Below are 11,205 nucleotides of genomic sequence, written 5' to 3' on the forward strand. Positions count from 1 at the left end.
GCTACTTATTCCTCAGTTTTACCGCCAGCAGCTTCGATAGCAGCACGAGCGCCTTTAGTAACACGCAGACCGCGTACAGTTACCGGACGAGTCACCTCGCCAGACAGGATCACTTTCGCGAACTCGATCTGGATACCGATAATGTTGGCCGCTTTCAGCGTGTTCAGGTCAACGACGTCGCCTTCTACTTTAGCCAGGTCAGACAGACGAACTTCTGCGGTGACCATTGCTTTACGAGAAGTAAAACCGAATTTCGGCAGACGACGGTATAACGGCATCTGACCACCTTCGAAACCGCGACGTACGCCACCGCCAGAACGAGAGTTCTGACCTTTGTGACCACGACCACCGGTTTTACCCAGGCCAGAACCGATACCACGACCCAGACGCTTGGAAGCGTGCTTAGACCCTTCGGCCGGAGACAGAGTATTTAAACGCATCTCTTACTCCTCAACTTTAACCATGTAGGAAATCGCGTTAACCATACCGCGTACAGCAGGAGTATCCTCGCGCTCTACGGTGTGGCCAATACGACGCAGACCCAGGCCAAGCAGCGTTGCCTTGTGTTTCGGCAGACGACCGATTGCACTGCGGGTTTGAGTAATTTTAATAGTCTTTGCCATGGTCATTACCCCAGAATTTCTTCAACGGATTTACCACGCTTGGCAGCGACCATTTCTGGAGAATTCATATTTTCCAGGCCATCGATAGTTGCACGAACCACGTTAATCGGGTTGGTGGAACCGTACGCTTTAGCCAGTACGTTATGAACTCCAGCAACTTCCAGAACGGCGCGCATTGCACCACCGGCGATGATACCGGTACCTTCGGAAGCTGGCTGCATGAATACACGAGAACCCGTGTGAACACCTTTAACCGGGTGCTGCAGGGTGCCGTGGTTCAGCGCGACGTTAATCATATTGCGACGGGCTTTTTCCATCGCTTTCTGGATGGCTGCCGGAACTTCGCGTGCTTTACCGTAACCAAAACCAACGCGACCGTTACCATCGCCTACTACAGTCAGAGCTGTGAAGGAGAAAATACGACCACCTTTTACGGTTTTAGATACGCGGTTAACCGCGATCAGCTTTTCCTGCAGTTCGCCAGCTTGTTTTTCGATGTGAGCCATCTTACACCTCTACCTTAGAACTGAAGGCCAGCTTCACGGGCAGCATCTGCCAGTGCCTGGACACGACCATGATATTGGAAACCGGAACGGTCAAAGGAAACTTCTTTGATACCTTTTTCCAGAGCGCGTTCAGCAACTGCTTTACCAACAGCAGCGGCAGCGTCTTTGTTCCCAGTGTACTTCAGTTGTTCAGTGATAGCTTTTTCAACAGTAGAAGCTGCTACCAGAACTTCAGAACCATTCGGTGCAATTACCTGTGCGTAAATATGACGCGGGGTACGATGTACCACCAGGCGAGTTGCACCCAGCTCTTTGAGCTTGCGGCGTGCGCGGGTCGCACGACGGATACGAGCAGATTTCTTATCCATAGTGTTACCTTACTTCTTCTTAGCCTCTTTGGTACGCACGACTTCGTCGGCGTAACGAACACCCTTGCCTTTATAAGGCTCAGGACGACGGTAGGCGCGCAGATCAGCTGCAACCTGACCGATCATCTGCTTATCAGCGCCTTTCAGCACGATTTCAGTCTGAGTCGGACATTCAGCAGTGATGCCTGCCGGCAGTTGATGGTCAACAGGATGTGAGAAACCCAGAGCCAGGTTTACTACATTGCCTTTAACCGCTGCACGATAACCTACACCAACCAGCTGCAGCTTCTTAGTGAAGCCTTCGGTAACACCGATAACCATTGAGTTCAGCAGTGCACGAGCAGTACCCGCCTGAGCCCATCCATCCACGTAACCATCACGCGGACCGAAAGTCAGAGCGTTGTCTGCTTGTTTCACTTCAACAGCATCGTTGAGAGTACGAGTCAGCTCGCCGTTTTTACCTTTGATCGTAATAACCTGACCGTTGAGTTTTACCTCTACGCCGGCAGGAATAACGACCGGTGCCTTAGCAACACGAGACATTTTTTCCTCCGATTACGCTACGTAGCAGATAATTTCGCCACCAAGACCAGCCTGGCGCGCTGCACGATCGGTCATAACACCTTTAGAGGTAGATACGACAGCGATACCTAAACCAGCCATTACTTTCGGCAGCTCATCTTTTTTCTTATAGATGCGCAGACCTGGACGGCTGACACGCTGAATGCTTTCTACCACAGCCTTGCCCTGGAAATACTTAAGAGTCAGTTCCAGTTCCGGCTTGGTGTCGCCTTCAATTTTAAAATCTTCAATAAAACCTTCTTCCTTCAGCACGTTGGCAATTGCCACTTTCAGCTTGGAGGAAGGCATGGTGACCGCAGCTTTATTCGCGGATTGACCGTTACGGATACGGGTCAGCATATCCGCGATCGGATCTTGCATGCTCATCTGTCTTTACTCCCGTGATTCAATTGGTGACAATTACCAGCTAGCCTTCTTAAGACCCGGAATTTCACCGCGCATGGCGGCTTCACGGACCTTAATACGGCTCAACCCGAACTTCCGCAGGAAAGCGTGCGGACGACCAGTTTGGCGGCAGCGGTTACGCTGACGAGACGGGCTGGAATCACGCGGCAGAGACTGCAGCTTGAGAACGGCATTCCAACGATCTTCGTCAGAAGCGTTCACATCAGAAATGATCGCTTTCAGTTCAGCGCGTACAGCGAAGTATTTTTCAGCTAAAGCTACGCGTTTTACTTCGCGTGCTTTCATTGATTGCTTAGCCATGAAGTAACCCTACCTTACTTGCGGAACGGGAAGTCAAAGGCAGCCAGCAGAGCACGGCCTTCATCATCGGATTTCGCAGTAGTGGTAATGGTAATATCCAAACCACGAACGCGATCGACTTTATCGTAATCGATTTCCGGGAAGATGATCTGCTCACGGACACCCATGCTGTAGTTACCACGACCGTCGAAAGACTTAGCGGACAAGCCACGGAAGTCACGGATACGCGGTACAGCAATAGTGATCAGACGCTCAAAGAACTCCCACATGCGTTCGCCACGCAGAGTCACTTTACAGCCGATCGGATAGCCCTGACGGATTTTGAAGCCTGCAACAGATTTGCGTGCTTTGGTGATCAACGGTTTTTGACCGGAGATTGCTGCCAGGTCAGCTGCTGCGTTATCCAGCAGTTTCTTGTCAGCGATCGCTTCACCAACACCCATGTTCAGGGTGATCTTCTCGACCCGAGGGACTTGCATGACAGAATTGTAGTTAAACTCGGTCATGAGTTTCTTAACTACTTCGTCTTTGTAGTAATCATGCAGTTTCGCCATCGTACTACTCCAAATTACTTGATAGTTTCGCTATTAGATTTGAAGAAACGGACTTTTTTGCCGTCTTCGAATCTAAAACCTACACGGTCAGCCTTGCCGGTTGCCGCGTTGAAGATTGCAACGTTAGAAACCTGAATAGCAGCTTCTTTTTCAACGATGCCACCTGGTTGGTTCAGGGCCGGAACCGGCTTCTGATGTTTCTTAACCAGATTGATACCTTCAACAATGAGCTTGCCGGAAGACAAGACATTCTTAACTTTACCGCGCTTACCTTTATCTTTACCGGTTAACACGATAACTTCGTCATCACGACGGATTTTAGCTGCCATGATTCGCTCCTTAGAGTACTTCTGGTGCCAGAGAGATAATTTTCATGAACTTTTCATTACGCAGTTCACGAGTTACCGGCCCAAAAATACGCGTGCCGATTGGCTGCTCGCTGTTATTGTTTAAAATAACGCATGCATTGCCATCGAAGCGAATGACAGAACCGTCCGGGCGACGAACGCCCTTCCTGGTGCGCACCACTACCGCCTTCAGGACATCGCCTTTTTTCACCTTACCGCGAGGAATTGCTTCCTTGATGGTAATTTTGATGATGTCGCCGACGCCTGCGTAGCGACGGTGCGAGCCACCCAGAACCTTGATACACATTACGCGACGTGCGCCGGAGTTGTCGGCCACGGTCAGCATAGTCTGTTCTTGGATCATTTCAGTGCTCCGCTAATGTCAACTACTACTTCGGGACCCAATAAATCGGGTCGTTAAAAAGCCCCATAATCGAGGGCGCGGCATTATAACACCGGTTCCTTGATATGGGTAGAAAAAATAAACGGCTCATCGCTGAGCCGTTTATTTGTATTGAGAAAGGCTACTGTATTACAGAACCGCTTTCTCTACAACGCGAACCAGCGTCCAGGACTTAGTCTTGGACAGCGGACGGCATTCACGGATTTCAACCTTGTCGCCGATACCGCATTCGTTGTTCTCGTCATGTACGTGCAGTTTGGTCGTACGCTTGATGAATTTACCGTAGATCGGGTGTTTCACAAAACGTTCGATAGCAACAACAATGGATTTCTCCATTTTGTCGCTAACAACGCGACCTTGCAGAGTACGGATTTTATCGGTCATTACGCACCCGCCTTCTCAGTCAGTAAAGTCTTAACGCGTGCGACATCACGACGCACTTGCTTCAACAGGTGAGACTGTTGCAGCTGGCCACTTGCAGCCTGCATACGCAGGTTGAACTGCTCACGCAGCAGGTTCAGCAGCTCGGTGTTCAGCTCTTCAACACTTTTCTCACGCAGCTCTTTTGCTTTCATTACATCACCGTCTTAGTTACAAAGGTGGTTTTAATCGGCAGTTTCGCTGCTGCCAGCTTGAATGCTTCACGGGCCAGCTCTTCCGGTACTCCGTCCATTTCATACAGGACTTTACCCGGCTGAATTAAGGCAACCCAATACTCCACGTTACCTTTACCTTTACCCATACGCACTTCCAGCGGCTTTTCGGTGATCGGTTTGTCCGGGAATACACGGATCCAGATCTTACCTTGACGCTTAACTGCACGGGTCATAGCACGACGTGCTGCTTCGATCTGACGGGCAGTCAGACGACCACGGCCAACAGCTTTCAGACCGAAAGTGCCGAAGCTAACATCCGTACCCTGCGCCAGACCACGGTTGCGGCCTTTGTGCACTTTACGGAATTTTGTACGCTTTGGTTGTAACATCAGCGACGCTCCTTATTTACGGCCTTTACGCTGCTGCTTTTTAGGTTGAGCAGCCGGTTTTTCCGGTTGTTCAACAGCAGCCATACCACCCAGGATCTCACCTTTGAAGATCCACACTTTAACGCCGATTACACCGTAAGTGGTGTGCGCTTCAGAGGTGTTGTAGTCGATGTCAGCACGCAGGGTGTGCAACGGAACACGACCTTCACGGTACCATTCAGTACGTGCGATCTCCGCGCCGCCCAGACGGCCGCTAACTTCAACTTTGATACCTTTAGCGCCCAGACGCATGGCGTTCTGTACAGCACGCTTCATCGCACGACGGAACATCACACGACGCTCCAGCTGAGAAGTGATGCTGTCAGCAACCAGTTTTGCGTCCAGTTCAGGCTTACGAACTTCAGCGATATTGATCTGAGCAGGAACGCCAGCGATATCCGCTACGACCTTGCGCAGTTTTTCTACGTCTTCGCCTTTCTTACCGATAACGATACCCGGGCGAGCAGTGTGAATGGTCACACGGATGCTCTTAGCCGGACGCTCGATAACGATACGAGATACAGACGCTTTAGCCAGTTCCTTAGTCAGGTACTGACGTACTTTAAAGTCGCTGTCCAGGTTGTCAGCGAATTCTTTGGTGTTCGCAAACCAGGTAGAGTTCCATGGTTTTACAATACCCAGGCGAATACCATTAGGATGTACTTTCTGACCCATTGCTAGTCTCCAGAGTCTCAGCGATCGGACACAACCACAGTAATGTGGCTGGTGCGCTTCAGGATGCGATCTGCACGACCTTTCGCACGCGGCATAATGCGCTTCATGCTCGGGCCTTCGTCTACGAAAATTTTCGCAACTTTCAGATCGTCGATGTCAGCGCCATCGTTGTGTTCAGCATTAGCAATGGCAGATTCCAGTACTTTCTTAACCAATACCGCAGCTTTCTTGTTGGTATAGGTCAGGATGTCCAGGGCCTGCGACACTTTCTTACCGCGAATCAGGTCAGCAACAAGGCGAACCTTTTGAGCAGAAGAACGAGCATGGCGATGTTTAGCGATAGTTTCCATCTCTTCCTCCTACCTTATTTCTTCTTCGCTTTTTTATCAGCAGCGTGGCCGCGATAAGTACGAGTCGGTGCGAATTCACCCAGTTTGTGACCAACCATTTCGTCGGAAACAAAAACTGGAACGTGCTGACGACCATTATGGACAGCGATGGTCAAACCGATCATGTTAGGAAAGATCGTTGAACGACGGGACCAAGTGCGCAGGGGCTTCTTGTCTCCGCTTTCCACCGCTTTCTCTACCTTCTTCAGCAAGTGCAGGTCAATAAAAGGACCTTTCTTGAGAGAACGTGGCATGGCTTATCCTCTAAAATTATTTGCTACGGCGACGTACGATAAATTTATCAGTACGCTTGTTGCTGCGGGTCTTCTTACCTTTGGTCTGAACGCCCCACGGAGTTACCGGGTGCTTACCAAAGTTACGACCTTCACCACCACCGTGTGGGTGGTCGACTGGGTTCATCGCAGTACCGCGAACGGTAGGACGAACACCACGCCAGCGTGCAGCACCTGCTTTACCCAGAACGCGCAGCATATGCTCAGCATTGCCAACTTCGCCCAGAGTCGCGCGGCAATCTGCTTCGACTTTACGCATTTCACCAGAACGCAGACGCAGGGTGACATAAGCACCATCGCGCGCAACGATCTGAACGTAAGTACCAGCAGAACGCGCCAGCTGACCGCCTTTACCTGGTTTCATTTCTACGTTATGAACGGTAGAACCAACCGGGATATTGCGCATCGGCAGGGTGTTACCCGCTTTGATTGCAGCATCAACGCCAGACTGAATCTGGTCGCCCGCTTTCAGGCCTTTCGGGGCCAGGATGTAACGGCGTTCGCCGTCTTTGTACAGAACCAGCGCGATGTTCGCGGAACGGTTCGGATCGTACTCAAGACGCTCAACAACTGCCGGAATACCATCTTTGTTGCGTTTGAAGTCAACAATACGGTAAGCCTGCTTGTGGCCACCACCGATGTGACGAGTGGTGATGCGACCATTGTTGTTACGACCACCGGATTTGCTGTTTTTTTCCAGCAACGGAGCAAAAGGTTTGCCCTTGTGCAGCTCAGGGTTAACCACTTTAACTACGTGGCGACGACCCGGAGATGTCGGTTTACACTTAACAACTGCCATTGTATTACTCCTCCGACTTACTCAGCGCCGCCAACGAAGTCCAGGTTCTGGCCTTCTTTCAGGGTGACGTAAGCTTTTTTCCAGTCGCTACGACGACCGATACGCTGTCCGTGACGTTTAACTTTCCCTTTAACAACCAGGGTGTTAACGACTTCGACTTCGACTTCAAACAGTTTCTGCACAGCAGCTTTGATTTCTGCTTTAGTCGCGTCTTTGGCAACTTTGAGAACGATGGTGTTGGTTTTTTCCATCGCAGTAGACGCTTTCTCAGAAACGTGCGGTGCACGCAGCACCTTCAGCAAACGTTCTTCACGAATCATGCCAGCATCTCCTCAACTTGCTTAACAGCGTCAGCCGTCATTACGACTTTGTCGAAGGCGATCAGGCTAACCGGATCGATGCTCACTGCGTCACGTACGTCAACCTTGTGCAGGTTGCGCGCAGCCAGGAACAGATTCTCATCCAGTTCGCCGGTGATGATCAGCACATCTTCCAGAGCCATGTCTTTCAGTTTCTGAGCCAGCAGCTTAGTTTTCGGCGCTTCTACAGAGAACTTCTCGACAACGATCAGACGATCTTGACGTACCAGTTCGGACAGGATGCTTTTCAGCGCGCCGCGGTACATCTTTTTGTTAACTTTTTGACTGTGGTCCTGCGGGCGAGCAGCGAAGGTCACGCCACCGGAACGCCAGATCGGGCTCTTGATAGAACCTGAACGCGCACGGCCGGTACCTTTCTGGCGCCACGGCTTTTTACCGGAACCAGTTACTTCAGCACGGGTCTTCTGAGCACGAGTACCCTGACGAGCACCAGCTGCATAAGCTACAACAACCTGGTGTACCAGCGCTTCGTTGAAGTCACGACCGAAGGTAGTTTCGGAAACAGTCAGCGCGCTTTGCGCGTCTTTCAGTACTAATTCCATTGCTATCTCCTTACGCCTTCACAGCTGGTTTAACGATAAGGTTGCTACCGGTTGCACCCGGGACCGCACCTTTAACCAGCAGCAGGTTGCGCTCAGCGTCAACACGTACTACGTCCAGGCTCTGAACGGTTACACGTTCGTTACCCAGCTGACCTGCCATTTTCTTGCCTTTGAACACTTTGCCCGGAGTCTGGTTCTGACCGATAGAACCCGGAACGCGGTGAGACAAGGAGTTACCGTGAGTAGCGTCCTGGGTACGGAAGTTCCAGCGCTTAACGGTACCTGCGAAACCTTTACCTTTAGAGGTGCCAGTTACGTCAACTTTTTTCACTTCTGCAAACAGTTCAACGCTGATGCTCTGACCAACAGTGAACTCTTCGCCGTCTGCCAGGCGGAATTCCCACAGACCACGGCCAGCTTCAACGCCAGCTTTAGCGAAGTGACCAGCTTCCGGCTTGGTTACACGGTTAGCTTTTTTAGCACCAGTGGTAACCTGAATTGCACGGTAGCCGTCGTTAGCCAGGTCTTTAACCTGAGTAACACGGTTTGCTTCTACTTCGATAACGGTTACTGGGATAGAAACGCCGTCTTCAGTGAAGATACGGGTCATACCCACTTTTTTACCGACTAAACCAATCATTGTTTCAACCTCTCAATCGCTCAATGACCTGATTAACCCAGGCTGATCTGCACGTCTACACCGGCAGCCAGATCCAGACGCATCAGAGCATCAACGGTTTTCTCGGTTGGCTCAACGATGTCAACCAGACGCTTGTGAGTGCGAATTTCGTACTGATCGCGCGCGTCTTTGTTAACGTGCGGGGAGATCAGAACGGTAAAGCGCTCTTTGCGGGTCGGCAGCGGGATCGGACCACGTACTTGCGCACCAGTGCGCTTAGCAGTCTCGACGATTTCGGCGGTTGATTGATCGATCAGACGATGATCAAACGCTTTCAAGCGGATACGGATTCTTTGGTTCTGCATGAGACCAGAGCTCCAATTATTTATAGACGAAAATAATTACTCCTCACACCCATTACGATTGATGGGGGAGTGTAATCGTTTTTTACATAGCTTCCCAATTGGAAGCATTGTTAAGCAATAAACTGCATTGCTTCGGTTCTGATTGAACCTGCCGTCAATATTGACAAGCCCGCGCATTATACGGAATTACACAACTTAAGCAAGAGCTGTTTACTCTTCATGCTTTCAGCCCTGGAATCCGGCGCGCAATTTTTTGCCGATGCCATGTAACGGGTCCAGATAGGCCTGAAGACATCTTCTGTATAAAACAATTCGCGCTACTTTCTCTTAGGGCATTTCGGCATTGTTAGCACACCCCCTCCTCTACCGTCATGGAGATGCTAATGGCCCTGGCCTTGATGCTTTTCTATATTGTGGTGTGCGGATGCCTTAGCTGGTATGACTGGCGTACCCACCTTCTGCCCGATCGCCTGACCTGCCCTTTACTGTGGGGTGGCCTGCTGTTCAATGTATTCTGTTTGCCGGATGCATTATCCGATGCCGTACTTGGCGCGGTGGCGGGTTATGGATTCTTTGCCGGTTTCTATTGGTTGTATCGCTTCTTGCGCGGTAATGAAGGGTTAGGCTATGGAGACGTCAAACTACTCGCGGCGCTGGGTGCCTGGCACGGTTGGCAATCACTCTCGGCCATCATTTTGATTGCGTCGACGTGTGGGTTAATCATTGCCGGATTACTACTCTGGAGAAATCCGAACCGGCATAAAAAAACCCCGCTGCCATTTGGTCCATTTCTGGTGGCTGCAGGGTTCTGCGTTAGCTGGCTTACGTTCACGCCGCCTGTAATGAGATTGCTTAACTCTGTTCTTTGATCTGCGACTGGATATAATTCTGCAAACCGATTTTAGCGATCAGGTCCAGTTCGGTTTCCAGCCAGTCAATGTGGTGCTCTTCATCTGCCAGGATAGTGATCATCATGTCACGGCTAACGTAATCATGAATGCTATCGGCATAGGCAATCGCCTCGCGCAAGTCTTTAGCGCCTTCGAGTTCAAGGTTAAGGTCGGATTGCAGCATCTCTTCCACATCTTCGCCGATGTGCAATTTACCGAGGTCCTGCAAATTTGGGATACCTTCGAGGAACAAAATACGCTCAATGTACTTATCAGCGTGCTTCATTTCATCGATGGATTCGTGGTATTCGACATCGTTGAGGCGCATCAGGCCCCAGTCTTTGAACATTCTTGCGTGAAGAAAATACTGATTGATTGCGACAAGCTCATTTCCCAATAATTTATTGAGATAATTTATTATCTTGATATCACCTTTCATTTTATAGTCCCTCCGCTTCCACTACATGAAGCGTAGATCGACTAAAAGGGAAGTCAAAAAAAAGATGAAGCTTTAAGCAATCTCTTTGTATTCCGGGATCTGCATCAATTCATCCTGCATGATTTCACGCGCGGCGCGAACACACTTACCGCACTGATTCCCAACAGGAATAAATTTACGCAACTGCTGAAATGACTGTGGATGAAACTGGCGTACTGCCTGGCGGATTTTTTTATCGCTGACACCGTTACATAAACAAACGTACATGATCGCTCCCGTTCAAATTATGCGCAGTGTAAATGAGAATAGTTATGATTACAATAGCACAATTGTAAACGGTAACGAGCGAGCGTAACCAAAATTACCGGGCAATATAAAAACAAAAAGGGCGCCGAAGCGCCCTTTTCAATTCAGGGTAATTAATTAGCCCAGAACTTTAGCAACCACGCCCGCGCCAACGGTACGGCCGCCTTCACGGATTGCGAAACGCAGACCGTCGTCCATCGCGATCGGGTGGATCAGGGTAACAACCATTTTGATGTTGTCGCCCGGCATTACCATCTCAACGCCTTCCGGCAGTTCGATGGTGCCAGTCACGTCAGTGGTACGGAAGTAGAACTGCGGACGGTAGCCTTTGAAGAACGGAGTGTGACGGCCGCCTTCGTCTTTGGACAGAATGTACACTTCAGATTCGAACTTGGT

Annotated in this window: 25 protein-coding genes; 1 reads left to right on the forward strand and 24 read right to left on the reverse strand. The window is 50.3% G+C overall.

Annotated elements, in window-relative coordinates; genetic code table 11:
- Positions 1-5 precede the first annotated feature (5 nt).
- The 21 genes from rplO to rpsJ all read right to left on the reverse strand — a co-directional run bounded on the left by rplO (position 6) and on the right by rpsJ (position 9,174).
- Positions 6-440, reverse strand: coding sequence for a 50S ribosomal protein L15 (rplO, locus tag FND52_RS21545; RefSeq protein ID WP_002438693.1), 435 nt, complete (start codon positions 438-440; stop codon positions 6-8).
- 3 nt (positions 441-443) lie between these two features.
- Positions 444-623 (reverse strand): 50S ribosomal protein L30, encoded by a 180-nt coding sequence (rpmD, locus tag FND52_RS21550; RefSeq protein WP_002438695.1) that lies wholly within the window; start codon positions 621-623, stop codon positions 444-446.
- Positions 624-628: 5 nt separating this feature from the next.
- On the reverse strand, positions 629-1,129 hold the full coding sequence (gene rpsE / locus FND52_RS21555; RefSeq protein ID WP_002438697.1) for a 30S ribosomal protein S5: 501 nt from the start codon (positions 1,127-1,129) through the stop codon (positions 629-631).
- Between the two features lie 14 nt (positions 1,130-1,143).
- Positions 1,144-1,497, reverse strand: a complete 354-nt coding sequence (gene rplR / locus FND52_RS21560) for a 50S ribosomal protein L18 (protein WP_002438699.1) — start codon at positions 1,495-1,497, stop codon at positions 1,144-1,146.
- A 9-nt stretch (positions 1,498-1,506) separates the two neighbouring features.
- A complete protein-coding gene (gene rplF / locus FND52_RS21565) occupies positions 1,507-2,040 on the reverse strand; it encodes a 50S ribosomal protein L6 (protein WP_002438700.1) in 534 nt (177 codons plus the stop codon).
- A gap of 12 nt (positions 2,041-2,052) precedes the next feature.
- Positions 2,053-2,445 carry a 30S ribosomal protein S8 gene (gene rpsH / locus FND52_RS21570; protein ID WP_125295716.1) on the reverse strand — a complete coding sequence of 131 codons (393 nt, stop codon included), beginning with the start codon at positions 2,443-2,445 and terminating at the stop codon, positions 2,053-2,055.
- 33 nt (positions 2,446-2,478) lie between these two features.
- Positions 2,479-2,784: a 30S ribosomal protein S14 gene (gene rpsN / locus FND52_RS21575; RefSeq protein WP_002438702.1), complete on the reverse strand. Its 306-nt coding sequence runs from the start codon at positions 2,782-2,784 to the stop codon at positions 2,479-2,481.
- A 14-nt stretch (positions 2,785-2,798) separates the two neighbouring features.
- Positions 2,799-3,338, reverse strand: coding sequence for a 50S ribosomal protein L5 (rplE, locus tag FND52_RS21580; RefSeq protein WP_002438703.1), 540 nt, complete (start codon positions 3,336-3,338; stop codon positions 2,799-2,801).
- A 14-nt stretch (positions 3,339-3,352) separates the two neighbouring features.
- A complete protein-coding gene (gene rplX, locus FND52_RS21585; RefSeq protein WP_004106345.1) occupies positions 3,353-3,667 on the reverse strand; it encodes a 50S ribosomal protein L24 in 315 nt (104 codons plus the stop codon).
- A 10-nt stretch (positions 3,668-3,677) separates the two neighbouring features.
- Complete coding sequence (gene rplN, locus FND52_RS21590) at positions 3,678-4,049, reverse strand: 50S ribosomal protein L14 (RefSeq protein ID WP_002438705.1); 372 nt, start codon at positions 4,047-4,049, stop codon at positions 3,678-3,680.
- A 168-nt stretch (positions 4,050-4,217) separates the two neighbouring features.
- Positions 4,218-4,472, reverse strand: coding sequence for a 30S ribosomal protein S17 (gene rpsQ / locus FND52_RS21595; RefSeq protein ID WP_002438707.1), 255 nt, complete (start codon positions 4,470-4,472; stop codon positions 4,218-4,220).
- Positions 4,472-4,663 (reverse strand): 50S ribosomal protein L29, encoded by a 192-nt coding sequence (gene rpmC / locus FND52_RS21600; RefSeq protein WP_000644742.1) that lies wholly within the window; start codon positions 4,661-4,663, stop codon positions 4,472-4,474. The genes rpsQ and rpmC overlap by 1 nt, the downstream gene beginning before the upstream one ends.
- A complete protein-coding gene (rplP, locus tag FND52_RS21605; RefSeq protein ID WP_002438716.1) occupies positions 4,663-5,073 on the reverse strand; it encodes a 50S ribosomal protein L16 in 411 nt (136 codons plus the stop codon). The genes rpmC and rplP overlap by 1 nt, the downstream gene beginning before the upstream one ends.
- A 12-nt stretch (positions 5,074-5,085) precedes the next feature.
- Positions 5,086-5,787 carry a 30S ribosomal protein S3 gene (gene rpsC / locus FND52_RS21610; protein ID WP_000529945.1) on the reverse strand — a complete coding sequence of 234 codons (702 nt, stop codon included), beginning with the start codon at positions 5,785-5,787 and terminating at the stop codon, positions 5,086-5,088.
- A gap of 17 nt (positions 5,788-5,804) precedes the next feature.
- Complete coding sequence (gene rplV, locus FND52_RS21615) at positions 5,805-6,137, reverse strand: 50S ribosomal protein L22 (RefSeq protein WP_002438719.1); 333 nt, start codon at positions 6,135-6,137, stop codon at positions 5,805-5,807.
- A gap of 14 nt (positions 6,138-6,151) precedes the next feature.
- On the reverse strand, positions 6,152-6,430 hold the full coding sequence (gene rpsS, locus FND52_RS21620) for a 30S ribosomal protein S19 (protein ID WP_001138115.1): 279 nt from the start codon (positions 6,428-6,430) through the stop codon (positions 6,152-6,154).
- Positions 6,431-6,446: 16 nt separating this feature from the next.
- Positions 6,447-7,268 (reverse strand): 50S ribosomal protein L2, encoded by an 822-nt coding sequence (rplB, locus tag FND52_RS21625; protein WP_000301859.1) that lies wholly within the window; start codon positions 7,266-7,268, stop codon positions 6,447-6,449.
- A gap of 17 nt (positions 7,269-7,285) precedes the next feature.
- Complete coding sequence (gene rplW / locus FND52_RS21630; protein ID WP_000617546.1) at positions 7,286-7,588, reverse strand: 50S ribosomal protein L23; 303 nt, start codon at positions 7,586-7,588, stop codon at positions 7,286-7,288.
- Positions 7,585-8,190, reverse strand: a complete 606-nt coding sequence (gene rplD / locus FND52_RS21635) for a 50S ribosomal protein L4 (RefSeq protein ID WP_002438727.1) — start codon at positions 8,188-8,190, stop codon at positions 7,585-7,587. The genes rplW and rplD overlap by 4 nt, the downstream gene beginning before the upstream one ends.
- Positions 8,191-8,200: 10 nt before the next feature.
- Entirely contained in the window at positions 8,201-8,830 is a 630-nt protein-coding gene (gene rplC, locus FND52_RS21640; protein ID WP_125295715.1) for a 50S ribosomal protein L3, read from the reverse strand.
- A gap of 32 nt (positions 8,831-8,862) precedes the next feature.
- Positions 8,863-9,174: a 30S ribosomal protein S10 gene (rpsJ, locus tag FND52_RS21645; protein WP_001181005.1), complete on the reverse strand. Its 312-nt coding sequence runs from the start codon at positions 9,172-9,174 to the stop codon at positions 8,863-8,865.
- A 377-nt stretch (positions 9,175-9,551) separates the two neighbouring features.
- On the opposite strand from rpsJ, the gene FND52_RS21650 reads away from it, so the two are divergent.
- Positions 9,552-10,043: a prepilin peptidase gene (locus FND52_RS21650; RefSeq protein ID WP_144133198.1), complete on the forward strand. Its 492-nt coding sequence runs from the start codon at positions 9,552-9,554 to the stop codon at positions 10,041-10,043.
- Here the strand turns inward: FND52_RS21650 and bfr are convergent.
- The 3 genes from bfr to FND52_RS21665 all read right to left on the reverse strand — a co-directional run.
- Complete coding sequence (gene bfr, locus FND52_RS21655) at positions 10,027-10,503, reverse strand: bacterioferritin (RefSeq protein ID WP_125295713.1); 477 nt, start codon at positions 10,501-10,503, stop codon at positions 10,027-10,029. The two genes, FND52_RS21650 and bfr, sit on opposite strands and share 17 nt — an antisense overlap.
- 72 nt (positions 10,504-10,575) lie before the next feature.
- Complete coding sequence (bfd, locus tag FND52_RS21660; protein WP_125295712.1) at positions 10,576-10,770, reverse strand: bacterioferritin-associated ferredoxin; 195 nt, start codon at positions 10,768-10,770, stop codon at positions 10,576-10,578.
- A 156-nt stretch (positions 10,771-10,926) separates the two neighbouring features.
- Positions 10,927-11,205, reverse strand: a 279-nt coding sequence (locus FND52_RS21665; protein ID WP_000317395.1) for an EF-Tu C-terminal domain-related protein, incomplete at its 5' end; no start/stop codon positions are given.

This window comes from Atlantibacter subterraneus (assembly GCF_007570865.1).
In the GTDB taxonomy this organism is placed as follows: Bacteria; Pseudomonadota; Gammaproteobacteria; order Enterobacterales; family Enterobacteriaceae; genus Atlantibacter; species Atlantibacter subterraneus.